At 72.6% G+C, this 24,912-nt stretch carries 20 protein-coding genes and 1 tRNA gene; 5 read left to right on the top strand and 16 right to left on the bottom strand.

Annotation, left to right across the window (positions count from 1 at the left end):
• Positions 1–53: 53 nt before the first annotated feature.
• From QJ852_17155 to QJ852_17205, 11 genes are all read right to left on the bottom strand, one after another.
• Complete coding sequence (locus tag QJ852_17155; GenBank protein WGX94881.1) at positions 54–1,235, bottom strand: MraY family glycosyltransferase; 1,182 nt, start codon at positions 1,233–1,235, stop codon at positions 54–56.
• Positions 1,228–1,956, bottom strand: a complete 729-nt coding sequence (locus tag QJ852_17160; GenBank protein WGX94882.1) for an L-threonylcarbamoyladenylate synthase — start codon at positions 1,954–1,956, stop codon at positions 1,228–1,230. The genes QJ852_17155 and QJ852_17160 overlap by 8 nt, the downstream gene beginning before the upstream one ends.
• Positions 1,953–2,840 (bottom strand): peptide chain release factor N(5)-glutamine methyltransferase, encoded by an 888-nt coding sequence (gene prmC, locus QJ852_17165; GenBank protein WGX94883.1) that lies wholly within the window; start codon positions 2,838–2,840, stop codon positions 1,953–1,955. The genes QJ852_17160 and prmC overlap by 4 nt, the downstream gene beginning before the upstream one ends.
• Before the next feature lie 7 nt (positions 2,841–2,847).
• A complete protein-coding gene (gene prfA, locus QJ852_17170) occupies positions 2,848–3,927 on the bottom strand; it encodes a peptide chain release factor 1 (GenBank protein ID WGX94884.1) in 1,080 nt (359 codons plus the stop codon).
• 170 nt (positions 3,928–4,097) lie between these two features.
• Entirely contained in the window at positions 4,098–4,313 is a 216-nt protein-coding gene (gene rpmE, locus QJ852_17175; GenBank protein WGX94885.1) for a 50S ribosomal protein L31, read from the bottom strand.
• 119 nt (positions 4,314–4,432) lie between these two features.
• Positions 4,433–6,460 carry a transcription termination factor Rho gene (gene rho, locus QJ852_17180; GenBank protein ID WGX94886.1) on the bottom strand — a complete coding sequence of 676 codons (2,028 nt, stop codon included), beginning with the start codon at positions 6,458–6,460 and terminating at the stop codon, positions 4,433–4,435.
• Positions 6,461–6,642: 182 nt separating this feature from the next.
• Positions 6,643–7,563, bottom strand: coding sequence for a homoserine kinase (gene thrB, locus QJ852_17185; protein WGX94887.1), 921 nt, complete (start codon positions 7,561–7,563; stop codon positions 6,643–6,645).
• A 17-nt stretch (positions 7,564–7,580) separates the two neighbouring features.
• Positions 7,581–8,642, bottom strand: coding sequence for a threonine synthase (gene thrC, locus QJ852_17190; protein WGX94888.1), 1,062 nt, complete (start codon positions 8,640–8,642; stop codon positions 7,581–7,583).
• A complete protein-coding gene (locus QJ852_17195; GenBank protein WGX94889.1) occupies positions 8,639–9,952 on the bottom strand; it encodes a homoserine dehydrogenase in 1,314 nt (437 codons plus the stop codon). Before QJ852_17195 ends, thrC begins: the two co-directional genes overlap by 4 nt.
• A gap of 70 nt (positions 9,953–10,022) precedes the next feature.
• A complete protein-coding gene (locus tag QJ852_17200; GenBank protein ID WGX94890.1) occupies positions 10,023–11,363 on the bottom strand; it encodes an MFS transporter in 1,341 nt (446 codons plus the stop codon).
• Entirely contained in the window at positions 11,360–12,319 is a 960-nt protein-coding gene (locus QJ852_17205; GenBank protein ID WGX94891.1) for a zinc-binding dehydrogenase, read from the bottom strand. Before QJ852_17205 ends, QJ852_17200 begins: the two co-directional genes overlap by 4 nt.
• 37 nt (positions 12,320–12,356) lie before the next feature.
• Between QJ852_17205 and soxR the strand changes: the two genes are divergently transcribed.
• Positions 12,357–12,827 carry a redox-sensitive transcriptional activator SoxR gene (soxR, locus tag QJ852_17210; protein ID WGX94892.1) on the top strand — a complete coding sequence of 157 codons (471 nt, stop codon included), beginning with the start codon at positions 12,357–12,359 and terminating at the stop codon, positions 12,825–12,827.
• 94 nt (positions 12,828–12,921) lie between these two features.
• Here soxR and lysA read toward each other — a convergent pair whose 3' ends face one another.
• Together lysA and argS are read right to left on the bottom strand one after the other, a co-directional pair.
• A complete protein-coding gene (lysA, locus tag QJ852_17215) occupies positions 12,922–14,307 on the bottom strand; it encodes a diaminopimelate decarboxylase (GenBank protein WGX94893.1) in 1,386 nt (461 codons plus the stop codon).
• Positions 14,304–15,980: an arginine--tRNA ligase gene (argS, locus tag QJ852_17220; protein ID WGX94894.1), complete on the bottom strand. Its 1,677-nt coding sequence runs from the start codon at positions 15,978–15,980 to the stop codon at positions 14,304–14,306. The genes lysA and argS overlap by 4 nt, the downstream gene beginning before the upstream one ends.
• Positions 15,981–16,075: 95 nt before the next feature.
• Here argS and QJ852_17225 point away from each other — a divergent pair.
• Both QJ852_17225 and rnhA read left to right on the top strand, forming a co-directional pair.
• Positions 16,076–16,148 (top strand) — tRNA-Arg (locus tag QJ852_17225).
• A 63-nt stretch (positions 16,149–16,211) separates the two neighbouring features.
• Entirely contained in the window at positions 16,212–16,676 is a 465-nt protein-coding gene (gene rnhA, locus QJ852_17230) for a ribonuclease HI (protein WGX94895.1), read from the top strand.
• Between the two features lie 380 nt (positions 16,677–17,056).
• Here the strand turns inward: rnhA and QJ852_17235 are convergent, their stop codons facing one another.
• Positions 17,057–17,956: an LCP family protein gene (locus QJ852_17235; GenBank protein WGX94896.1), complete on the bottom strand. Its 900-nt coding sequence runs from the start codon at positions 17,954–17,956 to the stop codon at positions 17,057–17,059.
• A gap of 1 nt (position 17,957) precedes the next feature.
• Positions 17,958–18,569 carry a hypothetical protein gene (locus QJ852_17240; GenBank protein ID WGX94897.1) on the bottom strand — a complete coding sequence of 204 codons (612 nt, stop codon included), beginning with the start codon at positions 18,567–18,569 and terminating at the stop codon, positions 17,958–17,960.
• A 182-nt stretch (positions 18,570–18,751) separates the two neighbouring features.
• Here QJ852_17240 and QJ852_17245 point away from each other — a divergent pair, with 182 nt between their 5' ends.
• Positions 18,752–22,441 carry a multifunctional oxoglutarate decarboxylase/oxoglutarate dehydrogenase thiamine pyrophosphate-binding subunit/dihydrolipoyllysine-residue succinyltransferase subunit gene (locus QJ852_17245; GenBank protein ID WGX94898.1) on the top strand — a complete coding sequence of 1,230 codons (3,690 nt, stop codon included), beginning with the start codon at positions 18,752–18,754 and terminating at the stop codon, positions 22,439–22,441.
• Positions 22,442–22,452: 11 nt separating this feature from the next.
• A complete protein-coding gene (locus QJ852_17250; protein WGX94899.1) occupies positions 22,453–22,629 on the top strand; it encodes a DUF6104 family protein in 177 nt (58 codons plus the stop codon).
• Positions 22,630–22,762: 133 nt separating this feature from the next.
• Here QJ852_17250 and QJ852_17255 read toward each other — a convergent pair whose 3' ends face one another.
• Positions 22,763–24,883, bottom strand: a complete 2,121-nt coding sequence (locus QJ852_17255) for an MMPL family transporter (GenBank protein ID WGX94900.1) — start codon at positions 24,881–24,883, stop codon at positions 22,763–22,765.
• Positions 24,884–24,912 lie beyond the last annotated feature (29 nt).

A 24,912-nucleotide genomic window follows, 5' to 3' on the forward strand; every position in this document is an offset into this window, starting at 1 on the left:
CTCGGGTGCGTGGGCGGTCCCCGGAGGCGTACTCCGGGAGTTCGTGAAAGTTATCACAAAGTCCCGGAGGGCTCCGAATCGGGGGTGGGCACGGACTCCCCCGCCGCCTCGCCGACGACCTCGTTGGGGTCGTGCACGTGGGGCAGTACGAAGGTCAGGCCGACCGTGACGAGCAGGCTGACGCCGAGACCGACCCATACGACGGGCCCGGTGAACACGCTCGCCAGGACCACGCCGAAGGCGATCAGACCGGCCCACATCCACATGATGATCACGGCCCGGCGGTGCGAGTGGCCGATCTCGAGCAGTCGGTGGTGCAGGTGCTGCTTGTCCGGTGCGAAGGGCGAGCGGCCGGCCCGCGTGCGGCGTACGACGGCCAGGACCAGGTCGGCCAGCGGCACGATCAGGATCAGGATCGGCAGCGCGAAGGGCAGGAAGACGGGCAGCAGGCTGGCCCGGGCGCCGTCCGCGCCCTCGACGAGGTCGCCCGGGGGGAACTGGGTGGTGATGGTGATCGCCGTGGCCGACAGGACCAGCCCGATCAGCATCGACCCGCTGTCGCCCATGAACAGGCGGGCCGGGTGGAAGTTGTGGACCAGGAAGCCCGCGCAGGCGCCGGTCAGCGCGGCGGCGAGCATCGCGCCGGTCGTGGCCAGGGTGAGGTCGTTGAGATAGGCCAGCGCGTAGCAGAACAGGAAGAAGGCGGCGGCGCTGATGCCGATCACCCCCGCCGCGAGGCCGTCGAGGCCGTCGATGAAGTTGACCGCATTGACGGTCGCGAGCACCACGAAGGCGGTGAGCAGCGCGCCCTGGCTGGGATCGAGGGAGAAGACCTCGCCCGTGGACTGGTAGAAGTACTTGAACTGGATGCCGGCGTAGACGAGCACACCCACCGCGAGCACCTGGCCGCCGAACTTGGTGAGGGCGTCGAGGTCGAGGATGTCGTCGACGACGCCGACCGCGCACACCAGCGTGCCCGCCACCAGGACGGGCAGGGCGTCGCTCGCGAACGGGTTGCGGGTGCTCAGGAAGGGCAGTTGCTGGGCGACGAGGTAGGCCGCCCACAGACCGCCGAGCATGGCGAGTCCGCCGAGGTACGGGATCGGCTCGGCGTGGACGTCGCGGTCGCGGACCTTGGCGACCGCTCCGGTGCGGATCGCGATCTCCCTGGCCACGACCGTCAGCAGGTGGGTGACGATCGCGGCGACGAGGAAGACGACGAGGTACTCACGCATCGGCGGGCCCGGCCTCCTCCCGCTCCGCCTCGGCGTCGGTCTCAGACCCGGCGTCGGGCTCGGGCTCGACCTCGACGGTCAGCCCGAGATCGGCGAGCGCCGCATCGAGATCGGCGACCGGGATCGCGCCGAGCCGCAACAGCCGTGGCCGGTCGGTGGTGGCGTCGATGATGGTCGAGGCCACCCCGCCGGGCGCGGCGCCGCCGTCGACGACGACCGCGACCGCCTCCCCCAGCATCTCGGTCGCCGCGTCCGCGTCGAGCGCGGCCGGACGGCCGGAGAGGTTGGCGGAGCTCACCGCGAGCGGTCCGGTGCGATCCAGCAGTGCGCGGGCGACCGCATGGTCGGGCATCCGGACGGCGACCGTGCCGCGGGTCTCGCCGAGGTCCCACTGCAGCGACGGCTGCTGGTGGCACACGATGGTCAACGCGCCCGGCCAGAACCGCTCCACCAGCGGGGCGACGTACGGCGGCACCCGGGTGGCGAGGGCCTCGAGCGTGCCCTTGGTGCCGACGAGCACCGGCGGCGGCATCTCGCGGCCCCGGCCCTTGGCGGCCAGCAGCCGGGCCACGGCGTCGGGGTCGAAGGCGTCGGCACCGACGCCGTAGACGGTGTCGGTGGGGAGCACGACCAGGCGGCCCAGTCGGACGGCACGGCTGGCCGCGTCGAGCGCGGTCTCGCGCTCCTCGTCGGTCTCGGTCGGGAACCGCTCGGCACTCACGCCGTCCATCCTCCCACCGTCGCGCCCTCGTGGCGCGGGCGGCGTGCCGTGGTGAACCGGGGGCGCCCGGCGAGGTCGCGGTGGTCGCGGACCTCCGCCCACCGCCCGCCGTCGCTGAACACCGCCGGGGCCGACGCGCCCTGCACATCGGCGTGCTCGACGCCGACGACGCCGCCCGGCCGGAGCAGGACCAGCCCGCGCCGCGCGATCACCCGGATCGCGTCGAGGCCGTCGTCGCCCGAGAACAGGGCGAGGTGCGGGTCGTGGTCGCGCGCCTCGACGGCCACCGACTCCCACGCCTCCAGCGGCACGTACGGCGGGTTGCTGACCAGCACGTCGACCTCCCCCGCAAGCTCCTCGAACGCCGTGGCGAGGTCGCCGAGACGCAGCTCGACGCCGGTGCCGGCCAGGTTGCGCTCGGCCCAGGCGTGGGCGGGCGGGTCCAGCTCGACGGCGTGCACCTGCGCCCGCGGCACCTCGTCGGCGATGCTCTTGGCGATCACCCCGGAGCCGGTGCACAGGTCGACGACGACCGGCTGTGCCCCGGTCGCCGCGATGGCGGTGGCGTGCTCGATCGCCCAGCCGGCGAGCAGCTCGGTCTCGGGACGCGGCACGAAGACTCCCGGACCCACGGCGACCTCGACGTGACGGAACCAGGCCGCCCCGAGCAGGTGCTGGAGCGGCTCCCGGGCGGCGCGGCGCGCCAGCAGGTCGTCGTACCGGTGGGCGTGGTCGGACCCGACCTCGGCGACCAGCGGCAGCTGGGCGCGGGTGGTGCCCAGGACGTGCGCGAGCAGCTCGCCGGCGTCGTGCTCGGGGCTGGCGACACCCGCGGCCCGGAGTCGGTCGGCGGCGTCGCGGAGCAGCTGCCTGGGCCCGCTCATCGCTCGGTCAGTCCTCGAGTGCGGCCAGGCGGGCGGCCAGGTCGGCCTCGACGCAGGAGTCGAGGACCGGCTGGAGGTCGCCGTCGAGGACCTGGTCGAGGTTGTAGGCCTTGTAGCCGGTGCGGTGGTCGGAGATCCGGTTCTCCGGGAAGTTGTAGGTGCGGATCCGCTCCGAGCGGTCGACCGTGCGGACCTGGCTGCGCCGGGCGTCGCTGGCCTCGGCGTCGGCGGCCTCCTGGGCGGCCTGGAGCAGCCGGGCACGCAGGATGCGCAGCGCCTGCTCCTTGTTCTGCAGCTGCGACTTCTCGTTCTGGCAGCTGACCACGATCCCGGTCGGCACGTGGGTGATCCGCACCGCCGAGTCGGTCGTGTTGACACTCTGGCCGCCCGGGCCCGAGGAGCGGAAGACGTCGATGCGCAGGTCGTTGTCGTTGATCTCGACGTCGACCTGCTCGGCCTCGGGCATGACCAGCACGCCCGCCGCGCTGGTGTGGATCCGGCCCTGGGACTCGGTGACCGGCACCCGCTGGACCCGGTGGACACCGCCCTCGAACTTCAACAGCGCGTACGGCGTCTGGCCGGCCTCCGATGTCGCCGCACCGGTGCTCTTCACCGCGACGGTCACGGACTTGTAGCCGCCGAGGTCGGACTCGGTGGCGTCGAGGATCTCGGTCTTCCAGCCGCGGCGCTCGGCGTAGCGGCTGTACATCCGCAGCAGGTCGCCGGCGAAGAGCGCGCTCTCCTCGCCGCCCTCACCGGACTTCACCTCCAGCAGGACGTCCTTGTCGTCGGCGGGGTCACGCGGCACCAGCAGCCGGCGCAGCCGCTCGGCCGCCTCCTCCCGCTGGACGAGGAGGGCGTCGACCTCCTCGGCGAACGCCGGGTCGTCGGCGGCCAGCTCCCGCGCGGCATCCGCATCCTCGCCGTACCGCTGCCACTCCCGCCACGTCGCGATCACCGCGTCGAGCTCGGCGTAGCGGCGGTTGATGGTGCGCGCCAGCCGGGCGTCGGCGTGGGTCTCGGGCAGCGCCAGCCTCGCCTCGAGGTCGGCGTGCTCGGCGAGCATGCTCTCGACGGCTTCGAACACCTGGGCTCCTCGGGTGGTGGTGCGGCTGCAGGAATCGCCGGTCGACCGGCGATTCCGACGCTTGGCGGGCGTTGCAACGCCCGCCAAGTGCCAGAAATGCCCGTCAAGTGGCCGGGACAAAGCGAAACGCCGGCCGTCCGCGGGTGCGGACGGCCGGCGCTGGAAGGCAGCTACTTCTTGGCGGCCTTGGCGTAGCGGGCCTCGAAGCGGGCGACGCGGCCGCCGGTGTCGAGGATCTTCTGCTTGCCGGTGTAGAACGGGTGGCACTGCGAGCAGACGTCGGCGTGGATCGAGCCGGAGGTCGCGGTGCTGCGCGTCGTGAAGCTGGCGCCGCAGGTGCAGGTCACCTGGGTCACGACGTAGTCGGGGTGGATGTCCTTCTTCATGGTGTCCTCTCACGGGTCCGGGTCGCCGCGCGGGGTGCGGAGCGTGAACCGGAGCCAACAGTCGATTCTACGGGCGCCGGGCACGCCACCCAAATGCGCGGCGCGCCCGGCCACAGGGCTCAGTCGCGCTGCACCTTGAGCAGGAACTCGTAGTTGGTGCGGGAGCCGCGCAGTCGCTGGAGCAGCGCGGCGTGCTGCTCGGCACGGTCGCCGTCGGCGAGCTCGCGGCGGAGCTTCCAGATGATCTCCAGCTCCTCCTTGCCGAGCAGCAGCTCCTCGCGGCGGGTTCCGGAGGCGACCACGTCGATGGCCGGGAACTGCCGCTTCTCGGCGAACTCGCTGCGCAGCCGCAGCTCGAGGTTCTCGGTGCCGCGCAGCTCCTCGAAGATGACCTCGTCCACCCGCGATCCCGAGTCGACGACCGCGGTCGCGAGGATGGTCAGCGAGCCGCCGTTCTCGATCTTGCGGGCCGCGCCGAAGAACCGCTTCGGCGGGAACAGCGCCGACGAGTCGACCCCGCCGGACAGGATCCGGCCGCTGGCGGGCGCCGCCAGGTTGTACGCGCGGCCGAGGCGGGTCAGCCCGTCGAGCAGGATGACGACGTCGTGGCCCAGCTCGACCAGCCGCTTGGCGCGCTCGACGGCCAGCTCGGCGACCGTGGTGTGGTCGATCGCGGGCCGGTCGAACGTGCTCGCGATGACCTCGCCCTTGATCGAGCGCTCGAAGTCGGTGACCTCCTCGGGCCGCTCGTCGACGAGGACGACCATCAGGTGGCACTCGGGGTTGTTGGCGGTGATCGCGTTGGCGATCGACTGCAGCAGGGTGGTCTTGCCCGCACGGGCGGGCGACACGATGAGCCCGCGCTGGCCCTTGCCGACCGGGGCCGCCATGTCGATGAGGCGGCCGGTGAGGTCGTCGGAGCCGGTCTCCATCCGCAGCCGGTCGGTCGGCGAGACGGGGGTGAGCTGGGTGAACTCCACCCGGTTCTTCGCCTGCTCCGGGTCGACGCCGTTGACCGACTCGATGCGGACCATCGGATTGAACTTCTCGCGGCGCTCACCGTCGCGCGGCTGGCGCACCTGGCCGGTGATGGCGTCGCCGCGGCGCAGGCCGTACTTGCGGACCATCGACAGCGAGAGGTAGACGTCGTCGGGCCCGGCGAGGTAGCCGCCGGTGCGGACGAACGCGTAGTTGTCGAGGACGTCGAGGATGCCGGCGGCCGGCACCAGGACGTCGTCCTCACGGACCTCGGTGTCGGGCTCCCGGCCCGTCCGCGCGGCCCGGTCGCGGTCCCGGCCGCGGCGACGCCGGTTGCGGCGGCTGCCGCCCTCGCCGTCGTCGTCGAGATCGTCCTGGTCGCGCGCCGCCTCCGGCTTCGGGACGTCGGCACGGGACTGGTCCTGCTGCTGCTTCTGCTGCTGGTTGCCCGAGCGGCCGGCGCCGTCCTGCTTGGCGTCCTGCTTCCCGTCCTGCTTCCCGTCCTGCTGACGCTGGCGCTGGGTGACCTTGGCCTGGCCGCCCTTCTGCTCGCCACGCTGCTCGCCACGCTGGTCGCCACGCTGGTCGGTGCGCTGCTCGGACTTCTGCTCGGACTTCTGCTCGGACTTCTGCTCGGACTTCTGCTCGGCCCTGCGCTCCTGCTTCGCCTCGCCCTGGTCGGCCTTCCGGTCCGCCTTGGACGCGGCCCGCGGTGCGGTCTGCCGCTCGGACCTGGTCTCGCCCCGGGGCGCGTCGGAGGCGGTCGCCTCGGCCTTGGGCGCCTCGGCCTTGGGCGCGTCGCTCTTCGGCGCGTCGGCCTTCGGCGCGTCGGCCTTCGGCGCGTCGCTCTTCGACGCGTCGGCCTTCGGTGCGTCGCTCTTCGGCGCGTCGGCCCTCGGCGCGTCGCTCCGCGGAGCCTCACTCGTCGGCGCGCCCGCCGGGGACGCATCGGACGCCGGCGCACTGCGCCGTCCGGCGCCGCCGGCCTGGGCGGCCTTGATCGCGTCGACGAGCGCGGCCTTCCGCATCGAGCCGGCGCCGGGGATGCCCATGCCGTTGGCCATCGCCTTGAGGTCGGCCAGCAGCATGGCGTTGAGTCCACCGGCGCGCTTCTTCGGGGCCGGGGCGGCCTCCGCGGCGGGCGCGGTGGAGTCGGGGGTCTCGGTCACGTGAGTCCTTCCCACGTATCTCGCGGGTTCCGGGTCCGGAGGACGGCGGAACGCGCATCGGTCTGGTTCTGCGAAGGTCCGTCCGGCCGACGGCCGGTGTGGACCTGGAAGAGGGGCGAGGCACGCTCGCCGGGCGCCGAGAACTGCGGCGCAGCGTCAATGTACCACCACAGTGGCCGCGGTCACGGCCCGTGGTCGTCGGGCGCGGCGCCGACCCCGGTGACGGCGAGGGCACGCCCGGTCCAGCCCTCGGGGCAGTGCGCGAGCAGACCCTCGGTGGTGACCGAGCCCGGGCCGTCGGCGAAGGCCAGCACGGTCGGTCCCGCACCCGAGATCACCGCGGGGATGCCGTCGGCGCGCAACTCCTCGACGAGGGCGAGGCTGGCGGGCATCGCCGGGCGGCGGTACTCCTGATGCAGCCGGTCCTCGGTCGCCCGCAGCAGCTCCTCGGGATGGCTCGACAGGGCGGCGACCAGCAGGGCGGCGCGGCCGGCGTTCGCCGCCGCGTCCCCATGGGGTACGACGGCCGGGAGCAGGCCGCGCGCCGCCTCCGTCTCGACCGGGGTGGTGGGCACGAACACCACGACGCCCACCCGCGGGTCGACGCTGCCGGGGACCGCCCAGAACGAGCCGTCGGCGTCCTGGCCGGAGATGACGAAGCCGCCCAGCAGCGCCGGGGCGACATTGTCCGGGTGCCCCTCGAGCCGGGCGGCGAGGTCCAGCAGGGCGGCGTCGTCGAGCAGCAGTCGGCCGCCGGCGACGAGCTCGCGGGCGAGCCACACCCCGGCGACGATCGCGGCCGAGGAGGAGCCGAGTCCGCGCGCGTGCGGGATCACGTTGGTGCACGACAGTCGCAGGCCGGGCGGCTGCTTGCCGAGCCGGTCGAAGGTCGCGCGCATGGCCCGGACGACGAGATGCCGGTCGTCGAGCGGGACCTCGCCCTCGCCGTACCCGCGGACCTCGACGACGAGCCCGCCGGCGGTGACCTCCGCCTCGAGCCGGTCGTGCAGGTCGAGGGCGAGGCCGAGGGTGTCGAAGCCCGGACCGAGGTTCGCCGACGTCGCGGGCACCCGGACCCGGGCCGGGCCCTCCACGAAGGTCATCGGTCTCAGGGTCCGGCTCAGAGTCCGGCGGCCTGCGCGGCGGCGTCGACGTCGGCGTCGACCACGGTCTCGGGAAGGACCAGGCCGTCGAGCGCGGTGGCGATGTCCTTGAGGCCGTGGCCGGTGACGGTGATCGCGACGGTGGCGCCCTGGTAGGACTCCCCCGCGTCGAGTTCGGCGAGGAGGCCGGCGATGCCGGCGGCCGAGGCGGGCTCGACGAAGACCCCGTCGTTGGCGGCGAGCGCCTTCTGCGCCGCGAGGATCTGGGCGTCGGAGACGGCGGCGAACCGGCCGCCGGACTCGTCGCGGGCGGCCTCGGCGAGCTTCCAGGAGGCGGGGTTGCCGATCCGGATCGCGGTCGCGCGGGTCTCCGGGTCGGGGAACGGCTCTCCGGTCACCAGCGGCGCGGCGCCCTCGGCCTGGAAGCCGCGCATGACCGGCCTCTTCGAGGCCCGCCCCAGGCCGGCGTACTGCGTGTAGCCGAGCCAGTAGGCGGAGATGTTGCCGGCGTTGCCGACGGGCAGCAGGTGGAAGTCGGGTGCGTCGCCGAGGAAGTCGACGATCTCGAACGCGGCGGTCTTCTGGCCCTCGAGCCGGTGCGGGTTGACCGAGTTGACCAGCGCGACGGGGTACTTCCACGCCATCTCGCGGGCCATCCGCAGGCAGTCGTCGAAGTTGCCGCGGACCTGGATGACCTGGGAGCCGTGCAGCACGGCCTGGGCCATCTTGCCGGCGGAGATCTTGCCCTCGGGGACCAGCACGATCGGCGTGACGCCGGCCTTCGCGGCGTACGCGGCCATCGAGGCCGACGTGTTGCCGGTCGAGGCGCACACGACGGCCTTCGCACCCTCGTGCACCGCGACCGAGAGGGCCGTGGTCATGCCGCGGTCCTTGAACGAGCCGGTCGGGTTGTTGCCCTCGACCTTGAGCCACACCTGGGCGCCGGTGAGCCCGGTGAGCCACTCGGAGTGGACCAGCGGGGTGCCGCCCTCGCGCAGGGTGACCGCCGGGGTGTCGGCCGGGATGTCGAGGAGCTCGCGGTACTCCTCGATGACGCCCCGCCACTGATGCGCGCTCACTGCTCTTCTGCCCCCTCGACGCGCATCACCGAGGTGACCTCGCGGACGTTCTCCATGCCTCGCAACTGCTCGACGGTCGCGGCCAGGGCCGCATCCGTGGCCTCGTGCGAGACGACGACGAGCTGGGCGTCGTCACCCCGGCCCTCCTGACGGACGGTCTGGATCGACACGCCGTTCTCGGCGAAGGCGTGCGCCACCGCGGCGAGAACACCGGCGCGGTCGTCGACGTCGATGGCGACGTGGTAGCGGGTGCGCGTCTCGCCCATCGGGAGCACCGCCCGGTCGGCGTACGCCGACTCGCCGACGCCGCGCGTGCCCTGACGGTGGTTGCGGGCGACCGTGACGAGGTCGCCGAGCACCGCGCTCGCGGTCGGCGACCCGCCGGCGCCGGGGCCGTAGAACATCAGCTGACCGGCGGCCTCGGACTCGACGAACACCGCGTTGTAGGCCTCGCGGACGCTGGCCAGCGGGTGCGACCGGGGGATCATCGCCGGGTGGACGCGCACCGAGATCGCTCCGTCCGCCTCCCCGTCGATGTCCTCGCGCAGCTCGGCGATGGCCAGCAGCTTGACGACACTGCCCATGTCGCGCGCGGAGCGGACGTCGCCGGCGGTCACGTCGGTGATGCCCTCACGGTGCACGTCGGCGGCGGTCACCCGCGAGTGGAACGCCAGGCTCGCCAGGATCGCGGCCTTGGCGGCGGCGTCGAAGCCCTCGACGTCGGCGGTCGGGTCGGCCTCGGCGTAGCCGAGGGCCTGCGCCTCCTCGAGCGCGTCGCCGAACCCGCTGCCGGCGGTGTCCATCTTGTCGAGGATGAAGTTGGTGGTGCCGTTGACGATGCCGAGCACCCGGGTGACCTTGTCACCGGCCAGCGACTCGCGCAGCGGGCGCAGGATCGGGATGGCGCCGGCGACGGCAGCCTCGTAGTAGAGGTCGCGGCCGGCCTTCTCGGCGGCCTCGAACAGGGTCGCCCCGTCCTCGGCGAGCAGCGCCTTGTTGGCGCTGACGACCGACGCTCCGTGCTCGAGCGCGGACAGGATGAGCGATCGGGCCGGCTCGATTCCGCCGATCACCTCGATCACGACGTCGACGTCGTCGCGGGCGACGAGCGCGGCGGCGTCGGTGGTGAGCAGCTGGGCCGGCACGTCGACCTCGCGGGGGGCGTCGAGGCGCCGTACGGCGACCCCGACGAGTTCCACGGGAGCCCCGACGCGGGCGGCCAGGTCGTCGGCCTGCTCACCGAGGAGGCGCACCACCTGCGACCCCACCGACCCGCAGCCGAGCACGGCAACCTTGAGAGGACTGTTCACGCCGCAAGGGTATCGGCGGTCGTGGTGCGTCCGGTCGGGGACGGCAGATCGCGGACACCTTGCGGCCGCGTCAGCCGTGCAGACGACGGGCCGGGACCAGCGCCAGCAGGCCCAGGAACGCGCCCAGAAGGACCAGCGCGGCGGCAGCCGGGACCGGCGCGGTGTCGGCGAAGCCGGCGAAGAGGACGCCTCCGAGCGCGACGCCGGCGCTGTTGGCGAGGTAGTCGCTGAGCTGGAGCGCCGACGAGGTCCGCCCCTCCTCGCCCGCGGTGGCCGTGGCGAGCGCCAGCACCGCCAGCGTCGGGAACGCCATACCGATGCCGAGGCCTGCGCACCCCCAGGCCAGCACCGGTACGACGAGCGGGACTCCCGGGACCACCACGAGCACGAACCCGCCGATCCCCAGCGCGAGGAGAGCGGCACCGAGCCGGACCCGTCCGGCCTGGTCCGCGAGCACCGACCATCGCGCGGCGAGCACCGCGCCGCCGGACCAGGTGACGGCGCCGACGGTGAGCACCCAGCCGGCCTGGGTGAGGGTGAGATCGCGTTCGAGGATCAGCAGCAGCGGCAGGTAGACCTCGGCGGTGGCGAAGGCGGTGCCGACCGCGGCCCGGGTGCCGAGGACCGCGGGCAGCCCGGCCCGCAGCGTCCAGACCCGCGGCGGCAGCAGCCGACCTCCGCCGGCGACGATCGCCGCGAGCCCGGCCGCGACGAACACCGGCCAGAGCGGGAGCGCGCGCTGACCGGCGACGCTGACCAGCAGCACCCCGCCGGCGGCGAGCACAGCGGACGGCAGCCGGGCCGGCTGCGGGCGGGCCGGCGCGGCGCGCGAGGGCGCGTCGGCGACGAGCAGCCAGGCCGCGACCGCGAGCACCGGGACGCCGAGGAACACCCAGCGCCAGCCGACCGTGGCCGCCACCCCGGCGGCAGCGACCGGGCCGACCAGCGCCGGCAGCACCCAGCCCAGGGTGAGGACGGCGAAGACCCGCGGTCGCAGCTGCTCGGGATAGGCCTGGGCGATGAGCACGTAGAGGGCGACACCGAGCACGCCGCCGCCGTACCCGTGGACGAGCCGGCCGAGCAGGAAGACCGGCATGCTCGGAGCGAGCCCCGCGAGCACCACGCCCGAGCAGAAGACCAGCAGGCCGCGGCGCAGCACCGGGCCCGGCCCGAGCCGGTCGATCGCGGCACCGGTGACCGGCAGGGCCACGACGGCGGCGGCCAGGGGCGCGGCGAACGCGACGGCGTACCAGCGCAGGCCGTCGAGCTCGGCGGCGACGTCCGGCATCACCGTCGCGACGGCGAGCGCCTCGAACGCGAAGAGGAAGGCGAGGGAGAAGGCTCCGACCGTGGTCCGACCGTGCCGTCCCCGCCACGGCGAGGCGACCGGGGCGGGGACGAGTGCGGTCACCCGTCGGACCGGTCGACCAGGAGGACCACCTTGCCGACGGACGTGCGCTCCTCGAGCGCGCGGTGGGCCGCGGCGGCCTCCTCGAGCGGGAGGGCCGTCCCCACGTGCGGCACCCGGCTGCCGTCCGCCGCCGCGGCGAGCGCCTGCTGCTCGAACTCGGCCAGCCTGGGCAGCATGACCGGACCGAGGACGTCGACGACGGGACGGTCCGGGGCGTCGTACCCCTCGGTGTCGCCGGAGAACCGCACCATCCGTCCGCCCGGCTCCAGGAGCCCGTGGAGTGTGCGGGGCACCTCCCCGCCGACGCCGTCGAGGAGCACCGTCAGCCGGGGCTCGGCTGCGCGCAGAACCTGCGCCCAGCCCGGGTCGCGGTAGTCGACGACCGTGTCGGCGCCGAAGCCGCGGACGACGTCGAGCTTGGCGCCACCGGCCAGCCCTACGGTGCGGGCGCCCGCGTTGCGCGCCCCCTGGGTCAGGAGGGCCCCGAGACCGCCCGCCGCGGAGGTGATGGCGACCACGTCGTCGGCGGAGATCGCGGCGTGGTCGAGGATGCCGGCGGCGGTGCGCCCGGTGCCGATCGCGGCGACCGCCGTCGGGGCGTCCAGTCCGTCGGGGATGGCGTAGGCGCGCTCGGCATCGACCAGGGTGAGCTCCGCGTAGCCGCCCCTCGTGCCCGGCCCGAGGTGGGCGACCACCCGGCGGCCGAGCCACCCCTCGTCGACACCGACGCCGACCCGGTCGACGACACCCGCGACCTCACGCCCCGGCACCATCGGCAGCTCGGGCAGCGGGGTCGACGGGAACGCCATCCCGGCGCGGATCGAGGTGTCGAGCAGATGGACCCCGGCCGCCTCGACGGCGATCCTCATCTGTCCGGACGCGGGCTCCGGGTCGGGGAGCCGCTCGAGCCGAAGGACGTCGGCCGGACCGAAGGCGTGGTGGCGGATCGCGAGCATGACGCCCAGTGGACAACCTGAACTAGGGTTGAGGTCAATGAGCGACATCAACCGCGCCCTGCGCAGCCACGACCTCACCCCCGGCGAGCTCGCCCACCGCTCGGGGGTCGCGGTGTCCGCCCTGCACTACTACGAGCGGGAGGGCCTGATCACGAGCCTGCGGACCGCGGGCAACCAGCGCCGCTACCACCGCGACATGCTGCGCCGGGTCGCGTTCATCCGCGTGTCCCAGGGTGTCGGCGTCTCGCTCGCGGAGATCCGGGACGCCCTGGCCACCCTCCCCGAGGGCCGGACGCCGACGAAGGCGGACTGGGCCCGCCTCTCACGGACGTGGCGCGGCGCCCTCGACGAGCGGATCGCCCGGCTCGAGCGGCTGCGGGACACGCTCGACGACTGCATCGGCTGCGGCTGCCTGTCGCTGCGGTCATGCTCGCTGGCGAACCCCGGCGACGTCCTGCAGGAGTACGGCGACGGGCCGGTCCGCCTCGTCGGGCGGTCAGGCGCCTGACTGCTCCCGGCGACGGTTCAACGACCGAATTCGTCGTGGATATCCACTGCGGACGACAAGATCGGTAGTTGAACCGTCCCCCAGCCCTGCCCGGTCAGCCCAGATCGGTGGCGAGGAGGTCGTCGACGGTCTCGCGACGCACGATGACCCGCGACTGCCCGTCCTTGACCGCGACCACCGGCGGACGGAGGGCGTGGTTGTAGTTGGAGGCCATCGACCGGCCGTAGGCGCCCGTGCCGGGCACGGCGACCAGGTCGCCGGGTGCGACGTCGCCGGGCAGGAACTCGTCCTTGACGACGATGTCGCCCGACTCGCAATGCTTGCCGACGACGCGGGCCAGCACCGGCGTCGCCGCGGACGAGCGGGAGGCGAGGGTGCAGGAGTAGTCGGCGTCGTACAGCGCGGTGCGGATGTTGTCGCTCATCCCGCCGTCGACGGAGACATAGGTGCGCCGGGCGCCACCGTCGAGCGCGACCTCCTTGACGGTGCCCACCGTGTAGACGGTGCACATCGCCGGGCCCACGATGGCACGGCCGGGCTCGATCGAGAGGTGCGGGACGTCGATGCCCAGCGCGACGCACTCCCCCGTCACGATCCGGGTGAGCTGCTCGGCGAGCGCGGCCGGGGCGGCGGGGTCGTCCTGCGTGGTGTAGGCGATGCCGAAGCCGCCGCCGAGGTCGAGCTCGGGCAGGACCCGGCCGAGCTCGGTGGCGATCCGGGCGTGGAGCGCGAGGACCCGGCGCGCCGCGACCTCCCAGCCCGAGGTGTCGAAGATCTGCGAGCCGATGTGGCTGTGCAGCCCGCTGAGCTCGAGCCCGTCCTCGGCCAGGACGCGCGAGGCCGCCTCGAAGGCGTCGCCCGACGAGATCGAGAAGCCGAACTTCTGGTCCTCGTGGGCGGTCGCGATGAACTCGTGGGTGTGCGCCTCAACGCCAGCCGTGACGCGCACCATCACCCCCTGGGTCACGCCCAGCTGGCGGGCGATGTCAGCGAGGCGCTCGATCTCGTGGAAGGAGTCCACGATGATCCGGCCGACGCCGGCGTCGACGGCGCGGCGCAGCTCCATCGCGGTCTTGTTGTTGCCGTGGTAGCCGATCCGCGCCGGGTCGACCCCGGCCCGCAGCGCCACGGTGAGCTCGCCGTCGCTGCACACGTCGAGGCACAGGCCCTCCTCCGCCACCCAGCGGGCGACGGTCGTGCACAGGAATGCCTTGCCGGCGTAGTAGACGTCGTAGCCGGCGAAGCCGTCACGGAAGGCCCGGGCCCGGGCGCGGAAGTCGTCCTCGTCGAGGACGTACGCCGGGGTGTTGACGTCAGCCACCAGGTCCGGGACGGCCAGCCCGCCGATGTGCAAGACCCCGTCGTCCTTGCGGGCCGACGCCGGCCAGAGGGCCGGGACGAGCGCATTGACGTCAGCCGGCTCACGAAGCCAGACGGGCGACGTACCGGTGAACCCACCGGGCGAGACGTGGGCGCTCACATCCGCTCCGGCGCGGAGACGCCGAGCAGGTCGAGCCCGTTGGCGATCACCGTCTGGGTCGCGACCACGAGCACGAGGCGGGCCAGGTTGGCCGGGCCGACCGGCTCGTCGCCCTGCGGCAGCATCCGGCACTCCTTGGTGTCGTACCACTTGTTGAAGACCGAGGCGGTGTCCTCGAGATACCGGGCGATCCGGTGCGGCTCGCGCAGCTCGGCGGCGCTGGCGACGACCCGTGGGTACTCCGCGAGGGCCCGGAGCAGCTCGCCGTCGCGCTCGTGGGCGAGCAGGCTCGGGTCGAAACCCGTCGCGAGATCGGGAAGCGCCATGCCGAGGTCGGCCGCGTTGGCGAGCATCCGGCAGGTCCGCGCGTGGGCGTACTGGACGTAGTAGACCGGGTTGTCGTTGGAGGCCTTGGTGATCTCCGCGACGTCGAGGGTCAGCGGCGAGTCGGCCGGGTAGCGCGCCAGGGAGTAGCGCAGCGCGTCGACGCCGATCTCCTCGGCGAGCTCGTTGAGCGTCACGATCGTGCCGGCCCGCTTGGAGAGCTTCAGCTCCTGGCCGTCGCGCAGGATCTTCACCAGCTGGCCGATCATCACGTCGAGGGTCACGTCGGGATCGTCGCCCACGCAGGCCGCCATCGCGCGCAGCCGGCCGACGTACCCGTGGTGGTCGGCGCCGAGCAGGTAGATGCAGTGGTCGAACCCCCGCGCCCGCTTGTCGAGGTAGTAGGCGGTGTCGCTCGCGAAGTAGGTGAGCTCGCCGTCGGACTTGATCAGGACCCGGTCCTTGTCGTCGCCGAAGTCGGTCGTGCGCATCCACAGCGCACCGTCCTGCTCGAAGACGTGGCCGAGCTCCTTGAGCCTCGCCAGCGTCTCGGGCACCGAGCCCGAGTCGTGCAGCGAGAGCTCGGAGAACCACACGTCGAAATGCGTATTGAACCCGTCGAGCTGGTCCTGCTGCTCCTTGAGCTGGAGCTCGTAGCCCTTCGCGCGTACGGCGGCCCGCCGCTCGTCGTCCGCCAGCTGGAAGATCCCGGGGCTGGCCGCCTCGACGGCCTTCGCGAGGTCGTCGACGTACGCGCCGGCGTAACCGTCCGCCGGCTTGGGCCGGCCCAGCGCCGAGGCGATGATGGAGTCGGCGAAGTGGTTCATCTGCACGCCGCGGTCGTTGATGTAGAACTCGCGGGTCACGTCGGCACCTGCCGCCGCGAGCACCCGGCCGATCGCATCGCCGAGCACCGCCCACCTGGTGTGTCCGAGATGCAGCGGGCCGGTCGGGTTGGCGGAGATGAACTCGACGTTGATCTTCTGGCCGTCGAGGGTGTCGGTGCGCCCGTACGACGCGCCGGCGACGACCACGTCGGCCGCCACCTGTCCCTGCGCGCCGGCCTCGACCGTGATGTTGAGGAAGCCCGGACCCGCCAGCTCGACGTCGGCGATCCCGTCGGCGGCCTTGAGCCGCGCGGCCAGCAGCTCGCCGAGCGCACGCGGGTTGCTCCCCGCCTTCTTGGCCAGCTGCAGCGCGACATTGGTGGCGTAGTCCCCGTGCCCCTTCTGCCGCGGTCGCTCCACCGTCACCTCGCTCGGAACGCCGTCGGGCAGGGTGAGGTCACCCTGGTCGACGAGCGTCGAGAGGGCGTCGACGATCGTGGTGGAGAGCTGCGCTGGAGTCACCGCCCCAGCGTATCGAGGGGCACCGGTTTCCTTTGCACGGATATCGCCCGGTAGGGTTCCTCATCGCGCCACCGACCTCATCGGTCGCGGCGCATGCCTCCGTAGCTCAGGGGATAGAGCACTGGTTTCCGGTACCAGGTGTCGCAGGTTCGAATCCTGCCGGAGGCGCACCAGAACCGCGGGCCGACGGCCCGCGGTTCACGTCGTTCCGGGGCCGTACGCTCTCCCCCTGTGCCGAGCGAATCCACCTCCCGCGTCACCATCCACACCGACGGCGCCTGCCTGGGCAACCCGGGGCCCGGCGGGTGGGGCGCGGTGCTGCGCTACGGCGAGCACGAGCTGGAGCTGTACGGCGGCGACCCGGCCACGACCAACAACCGGATGGAGCTGATGGCGGCCATCCAGGCGCTCGAGAAGCTCAGCCGGCCCTCCGCCGTCGACCTGCACACCGACAGCAGCTACGTCCGCAACGGGATCATGTCCTGGGTCGCGAAGTGGAAGGCCAACGGCTGGCGCACCGCCGCCAAGGCACCGGTCAAGAACGACGACCTCTGGCGCCGCCTCGACGTCGCCGCGGCCGGCCACGACGTCACCTGGCACTGGGTCAAGGGGCACGCCGGCGACCCCGGCAACGAGCGCGCCGACGCCCTCGCAGGGAAGGGCGCCCGCGAGGCCCGCGGCGACCTGCCGGCCTAGCGCCGGCCGAGCGAAGCGAGGACCGTGCGGCGAGCCCGGTCTGCGACACGCTCGCGCCGGTGAGCGGTCTCGCCGCCACGCGAACCCCGCCACCGACCGACCCGACCGCGAGCGCGGCAGCGTGGCGCACGGCGGCGCAGCCGCACCGGGCGACGCCCGCGGGCCGAGCGGCCCTTGCCGCCACGCGAACCCAACCACCTACCCAACCCGACCGCGGGCGCGGCAGCGTGGCGCACGGCGGCGAAGCCGCACCGGGCGACGCCCGCGGGCCGAGCGAAGCGAGGTCCGTGCGGCGAGCCCGGTCTGCGACACGCTCGCGCAAGACAGATCAGCGAGGTCCGTGCGGCGAGCCCGGTCTGCGACACGCTCGCGCAGAAAGCTCAGCAGCGCTCGATGGTGGCGTCGTCGCGGGCCTCGTCGCCGTACCTCTTCGCGTCGCCGGTGTTGGGCAGCACGACGCTGGCGCCGCCGACATTGCCGATGCTGCCCTGGAGCACGCAGGTGGTGATCTTGGCCGGGTCGACCTGGGCGATCGCCTGGGCGATGCGGAACAGATCCTTCGGCGAGACGTCGTGCGTCCGCAGGTGCTTGAGGACCGAGAGCACCTGCTTCTCGATCCAGCCCGGCTGGTCGGCCTTGCGGGCGATCTTCTGCTGGATGCCCCGCAGCACGAGCTGCTGGTTGGCGGAGCGGTCGAAGTCGCCGCGCGGCAGCGCCTTGCGGACCCGGGCGAACTCGACGGCCTTCATGCCGTTGATCCGGACCTTGCCGGCGGGCCAGCCCTCAGGGTGGAGGTACTGGTCGGCGAAGGCGCGCGGGTTGTCGACCGTGATGCCGCCGATGCCGCTGATCAGGTTGGCGAGGGCACTGAAGGGCGCGAGCATGACGTAGTCGGGCTGGACGCCGAGCAGGTTGCCGACGGTCTCGCCGAGCAACTGCGGACCGCCGTAGTAGAGCGCCGCGTTGACCCGGTTGGAGCCGACCCCGGGGATCGGGACCCAGCTGTCGCGCGGGATGCCGACGGCGGTCGCCGCGCCGGTGCGGGTGTCGATGCCGACCATCTGGAGGGCGTCGCCGCGGGTGCGCTCCGGGTCCTCCCCCGGGCGCGCGTCGGAGCCGACGCCGAGGATCCACAGCACGTCGGGGTCGACGTCGACGCCGGCGGCGCGGTCGACCTTCACGAGGGTGAAGCGGGTCGGCGCCGGGGTGCTGTCGGGCACCAGGAGCGCGGTCAGGCCCAGCACCACGCCGAGCACCACCAGTCGCAGGATCGCACGCATCTCAGGCTCCTTCCTCGCCACGGCTCACGTCGAAGCCGAACACCCGCCAGCCGTCCTTGCCCGGCGTGAGCAGCAGCCGTCCGGTGACCTGGTCGGATCGATCGACACCGCCCGCCAACTCGACGGTGAGGACGACGTGCGCGGTCGCACCCGCCGGCTTGCCTCGGACGCCCAGCAGGTCGACGCTCACCGAGCGCTGGGTCACCTCGGCCCCCTCCAGCTCGCCGCCGACCTCGGCGTTGCTCATCACCGCGGGCTGGGCGAGGGCCAGCTCCCGGGCGTCCTCGGTGAACGCCCCGAACGCGTCGTCGAAGGTGCTGCGCGGGTAGTCGCCGGCGTACCCGCCGTCGATCCAGCCGTCCACCACCTCGGTCACCGCCGCGAGCGCGTCGGCGGCCTGTGCGTCGTCGAGGTCGCCGCGGACCTTGCCGAGCGTCGCGTCGGTCTCGACCGCCTGCTCGCCCTCGGACCCGCCACCTCCGCCGGCCCCGCCGTCGGTGCCGTCACCGTCGCCCGAGCAGCCGGCGAGGGCGAGCCCGACGACCGCGACGAGAGCCGCCGCGACGACCCCCTTCCGGCCCCGCTGCCGGCCCCGTCCTGGTCGTGTCCGCACGTCTGTCGCCCCCGTTCTTCGGCGCTCCCCGACGGCGCCCGGATGTCTGTTGCGCAACACCCTGCCGCAAACGGTGCCCACGGGTCGGTATTTGCTTCGGCATGGGACTAGCCTTGGCGGTCGACAGCCACTCGCTATCGGCGGCGAGTGCGTCCAGCTCATCGGAAGAGGCGAAGCACGTCGTGACGCAGTCGTCAGACCAGTCCACCGGATCTCCCGTTCCTGCGGACTTCGGAGCCAACGAGTGGCTCGTGGAGGAGATGAAGGAGCGGTTCGAGACCGACCCCACCAGCGTCGATCCCGCCTGGGCGACGTACTTCAAGGGGGGCAACGGTACGACGGCCGCCACCCCCGCCGCCGCTCCGGCTCCGGCGACCCCCGCGCCCGCCGCCCCGGCCGCCACGCCGACCCCGAAGGCCACCCCCGCCCCGCAGGTGAGCCCCGCCTCCTCCACCACGCCGACGCCGCCGAAGGCCGATTCGCCCGCGCCGACCCCGAAGGACGCGCCGCGCCCGGCGCCGGTCACGGCGAGCGACGAGCCGACCCTGACCGTGCTGCGCGGCATCCCGGCCGCGACCGCGAAGAATATGGACATCTCGCTGGCGGTCCCCACGGCGACCTCGGTGCGCAACATGCCGGTCAAGCTGCTGTGGGACAACCGCATCGTCATCAACAGCCACCTCAAGCGCGCCCGCGGCGGCAAGGTGTCCTTCACCCACATCATCGGCTACGCCATCGTCAAGGCGATCAAGGCGCTGCCGGCGATGAACAACACCTACGACGAGATCGACGGCAAGCCCACGATGGTGACGCCGGCCCACATCAACCTGGGCCTGGCGATCGACCAGCAGAAGAAGGACGGCACCCGCCAGCTGGTCGCGCCCAGCATCAAGGCGTGCGAGTCGATGGACTTCGCGCAGTTCTGGACGGCGTACGAGGAGATCGTGCGCAAGGCCAAGGACAACAAGCTGACCATGGAGGACTACTCCGGTACGACGGTCAGCCTGACCAACGTCGGTGGCCTCGGCACCAACAACTCGGTGCCCCGGCTGATGCAGGGCCAGGCGGCGATCATCGGCGTCGGCTCGATGGACTACCCGCCCGAGTTCCAGGGCGCCTCCGAGGAGACCATCGCCCGCAACGCGATCTCCCGGATCATGACCATGACGTCGACCTATGACCACCGGGTCATCCAGGGTGCGCAGTCGGGCGAGTTCCTCGGTCAGGTGCACAAGTACCTGCTGGGCCAGGACGGCTTCTACGACGAGATCTTCCGTGCCCTGCGGATCCCCTACGAGCCGATCCGGTGGAACGCCGACGTCGCGACCTCCCACGACGACGAGATCGACAAGCAGGCCCGGATCCTCGAGCTGATCCACGCCTACCGCGTGCGCGGCCACCTGATGGCCGACACCGACCCCCTCGAGTACAAGCAGCGCAGCCACCCCGACCTGCGCATCGAGTCCCACGGGCTCACCCTGTGGGACCTCGACCGGGAGTTCCCGACCGGGTCGTTCGGCGGCGGCGACCGCCGCTTCCTCAAGCTGCGCCACATCCTCGGGATCCTGCGCGACTCGTACTGCCGCACGACCGGCATCGAGTACATGCACATCATGGACCCGGAGCAGCGCCGTTGGATCCAGGAGCGGGTCGAGCAGCCGCACACCAAGCCGCCCCGTGAGGAGCAGTTGCGGATCCTGCTCAAGCTCAACCAGGCCGAGGCCTTCGAGACCTTCCTGCAGACCAAGTTCGTCGGCCAGAAGCGGTTCTCGCTGGAGGGCGGCGAGACCGCCGTACCGGTGGTCGACGAGATCGCGGAGGCGGCGGCCCAGGCCGGGCTGGTCGAGGTCGCGATCGGCATGGCGCACCGCGGCCGGCTCAACGTGCTGGCCAATATCGTCGGCAAGTCCTACAACCAGATCTTCCGCGAGTTCGAGGGCAATATCGACCCGCGCACGGTCCAGGGCTCCGGCGACGTGAAGTACCACCTCGGCGCCGAGGGCGAGTTCGTCGCCGGCACCGGCGAGACCATCGCGGTCTCCGTCGCGGCGAACCCGTCCCACCTCGAGACGGTCGACCCCGTCCTGGAGGGCATCGCCCGCGCCAAGCAGGACGTCCTCGACCGGGGCACCGAGTTCCCGGTCCTGCCGCTGCTCATCCACGGCGACGCCGCGTTCGCCGGCCAGGGCGTCGTGGCCGAGACCCTCAACCTCTCGCAGCTGCGCGGCTACCGCACCGGCGGCACGATCCACGTGGTGATCAACAACCAGGTCGGGTTCACCACCTCCCCCGGCTCGTCGCGCTCGACCCTCTACGCCACCGACGTGGCGCGGATGGTCCAGGCGCCGATCTTCCACGTCAACGGCGACGACCCCGAGGCGTGCATCCGCGTCGCGCGGCTGGCCTTCGAGTACCGCCAGGCGTTCAACAGCGACGTCGTCATCGACCTCGTCTGCTACCGCCGTCGCGGCCACAACGAGGGCGACGACCCGTCGTTCACCCAGCCGCTCATGTACGACCTGATCGAGCAGAAGCGCTCGGTGCGCAAGCTCTACACCGAGTCCCTCATCGGTCGTGGCGACATCACGATCGAGGAGGCCGAGCAGGTCCTGCGCGACTACCAGCAGCAGCTGGAGCGGGTCTTCACCGAGGTCCGCGAGGCCACGACCGCGCCCAAGGAGTGGACCACCGTCCCCGACTACCCGGACAAGCCCGTCGGCGAGACCCAGACGTCGGTGACACCGGAGGTCCTCAAGCGGATCGCGGACGCCTACGTCAGCCCGCCCACCGGCTTCACGGTGCACCCCAAGGTGATGCCCCAGCTCCAGCGACGCGCCGGCGCGATCACCGACGGCCCGATCGACTGGGCCACCGGCGAGATGCTCGCGTTCGGCTCGCTGCTCATGGAGGGCCGTCCGGTCCGCCTGGCCGGCCAGGACTCGCGCCGCGGCACGTTCGTGCAGCGGTTCGCGACGATGATCGACCGGGTCAACGCCGACGAGTGGACCCCGCTGGCCAACCTGACCGAGGACCAGGCGAAGTTCTTCGTCTACGACAGCCTGCTCTCGGAGTACGCCGCGCTCGGGTTCGAGTACGGCTACTCCGTCGCGCGCCCCGAGGCGCTGGTGCTCTGGGAGGCGCAGTTCGGCGACTTCGTCAACGGCGCCCAGTCGGTCATCGACGAGTACATCTCGGCCGGCAAGACCAAGTGGGGCCAGGACTCCGGCGTCGTGCTGCTGCTGCCGCACGGCTACGAGGGCCAGGGCGCCGACCACTCCTCGGCCCGCATCGAGCGGTTCCTCACGCTGTGCGCCGAGGACTCGATGGTCGTCGCGCAGCCGTCCACGCCGGCGTCGTACTTCCACCTCCTGCGCCAGCACTCCCTCGGCGACGAGCACAAGCCGCTGATCGTCTTCACGCCGAAGCAGATGCTCAGGCGCAAGGACGCCGCCTCCCAGCCGGCCGACTTCACCTCCGGCGAGTTCCGCCCGGTGATCGGCGACGCGACGGCCGACCCCGCCAAGGTGACGACCGTGCTGCTGGTCTCCGGCCGGCTCACCTGGGACCTCATGGCCGAGCGGCAGAAGTCCGAGCGCGACGACGTGGCGATCCTGCGGGTCGAGCAGCTCTACCCGTGGCCGACCGAGGCCGTGCGGGCCGAGCTCGACAAGTACCCGAACGCCACCGTCAAGTGGGTCCAGGACGAGCCCTACAACCAGGGCCCGTGGCCGTCGTTCTACCTGAACGTCGTCCCGCAGCTGGGTCGCGCGATCCAGCCGGTCACCCGGCCGGCGTCGTCCACCACCGCGGTCGGCACCGCCAAGCGCCATCTCGAGGAGGCGAAGGTCCTCATCGGCGAGGCCTTCGCCTGATCGGCGGGCCGATGTACTTCACCGACCGCGGGATCGAGGAGCTCGAGCAGCGCCGGGGCGACGAGGAGGTCACCCTGGCCTGGCTCGGCGAGCGGCTCCAGGAGTTCGTCGACACCCATCCGGAGTTCGAGGTCGCCGTCGAGCGGTTCGCCACCTGGCTGGCTCGCCTCGACGACCCCGAGGACTGAGGGGCGGGCCGGGGCGGATTCACCACGGGATGTAGACGAGCCCGCACATCTGTAGTGGAACTCCGCTACAGAACCGCGGCTTCCCCTACATCCCGTGGTGAATCCGCACGCCGGGTCGCCCCCCAGCCCACCGTCAGCCGACCGGCACCGGGTCGTGAGCCGCCTCGGAGAGCCCGAACCGGCGGTGGAGCGCCCGCAGCGGCCGCGGCGCCCACCAGGACCCCTCCCCCAGCAGCCGGAGGCTGGCCGGCAGCAGTACGCCGCGGATCAGCGTGGCGTCGATGAGGATGGCCAGCCCGGTGCCGAGCCCGAAGAACTGGATGAAGCTGACCGAGCTCACCAGGAAGGCGAAGAAGCTGATCGCGATCAGCGCCGCCGCGGTGCTCACGATCCGGCCGGTGTGGGCCAGGCCGTGGACCAGTGCCTCGTCGTTGGACATCCCGCGGTCGCGCATCTCCTTGATCCGGCTCATCACGAACACCTCGTAGTCCATCGACAGGCCGAAGGCGACGCAGAACAGCAGCACCATCATCGAGCTGTCCATCGGCTGGGGCGTGAAGCCGAGCAGGCCGGACAGGTGGCCCTCCTGGAACACCCAGACCATCGCCCCCAGGGTCGCGCCGAGACCGACGGCATTGAGCACGAGGGCACGCAGCGGCTGGACCACGCTGCCGGTGAACAGGAAGAGGATCACCAGCGTCGTCAGCACCAGCCAGCCCGCCACGAGCGGCAGCCGGTCACCGATCCCGGTCATCTGGTCGTGCAGTTCCGCGCTGGCACCGCCCACCAGGGCGTCGGCCCCGGCCGGCGCCGGCACCGCCCGGACCTCGTCGACCAGCTCGCGGGCGGCGGCGGACATCGGGTCGAGATCGCTCACCACCGCGACGAGGTCCGCGTCGCGCCCGGCGCGGGTGTCGACCCGGACCACGCCGGGCAGCTCCCCCAGCGTCGCCGCGTACGACGCGAGGTCGGCCTCGGGCACGGCGGAGGTCGACACCACCTGGATCGGATGGGTGCCGTCCCCGGCGAAGGCGGAGCGGAGCACGTCACCGGCCTGCCGGCTCGACGCGCTGGCGGGCAGCACCCGGTCGTCCGGCGTACCGAGCTCGATGCCGGCGAGCGGGACCGACATCACGAGCAGACCCGCGAGCACCGGCAGCGCGCTGAGCAGCGGGCGCCGGGCCACGAACCGGGCCAGCCGGGCCCACGCGGGCGCCTCCTCGCCGCGGATCCCCCGCACCCGCGGCACTCGCCACGCGTCGACCCGGTCGCCGAGCAGGCTGAGCCCGGCGGGGAGCACCACGACCGCAGCGAAGGCGGTGATCAGCATGACGCCGATGCCGGCGTAGGCGAACGAGCGCAGGAAGTACATGGGGAACACCAGGAGCGCGGCGAGCGCCACCGCGACCGTGGTCGCGCTGAAGGCGATGGTCCGGCCGGCCGTCTCGACCGCCCGGCGTACGGCGTCCTGGTGGGCGCGTCCGGCCGCTCTCTCCTCACGCACCCGGGCCACCATCAACAGCCCGTAGTCGACGGCGAGTCCGAGGCCGAGCCCGGTGGTGAGGTTGACGGCGTAGATCGAGACGTCCGTGGCCGAGCCGAGGATCGAGAGCTCGGCGAAGGTGCCGAAGATCGCCGCGACGCCGACTCCGAGGGTGACCAGCGCGCCCACCACATTGCCGAAGGCGAGGACCAGGAGCACGAGGATGAGCGGGATCGCGATGCTCTCCGCCAGAGCGAGGTCCTTCCCGATCTGGGCGCCGATCTCCTCGCCGACGATCTCGCCGCCGCCGACGTCGACCGTGAGCGGGCCGTCCGCGCCGGCGTACCCGTCGAGGACGGTGCCGGGGTCGGCCTCCTCGCCCGGCGCGACGGAGGCGGTGAGCAGGGCGTACCGGCCGTCGGTCGAGCGCATCGGGCCCGCCCGGTCGTCGAAGTACGACGCCACATCGGCCAGGTCCGGGTCCGCGCGGAGTCGCTCGGTGAGCGCGGCGCCGGCCCCGGCCGAGACGGTCGAGTCGACGTCGCCGTCCGCGGCCTCGACGACGAACACGTAGTCGGACCCGCCGGAGAACCGGTCCTCGAGCAATGCCGCGGCGCGGCTGCTCTCCGAGGCCGGGTCGTCGAAGCCGGCCGCCTGCAGCTTGCCGAAGGCACCGACGCCGACGACCGCGGCGACGACCACCCCCAGCAGACCGAGCGCGAGCACCGTGCGGGCCCGCCTCGTCACCAGTCCACCGATCCAGCTGAACATCGCGCCCTCCAATGTGTACGGCCGTAAAC

This window comes from Nocardioides sp. L-11A (assembly GCA_029961745.1).
In the GTDB taxonomy this organism is placed as follows: Bacteria; Actinomycetota; Actinomycetes; order Propionibacteriales; family Nocardioidaceae; genus Nocardioides.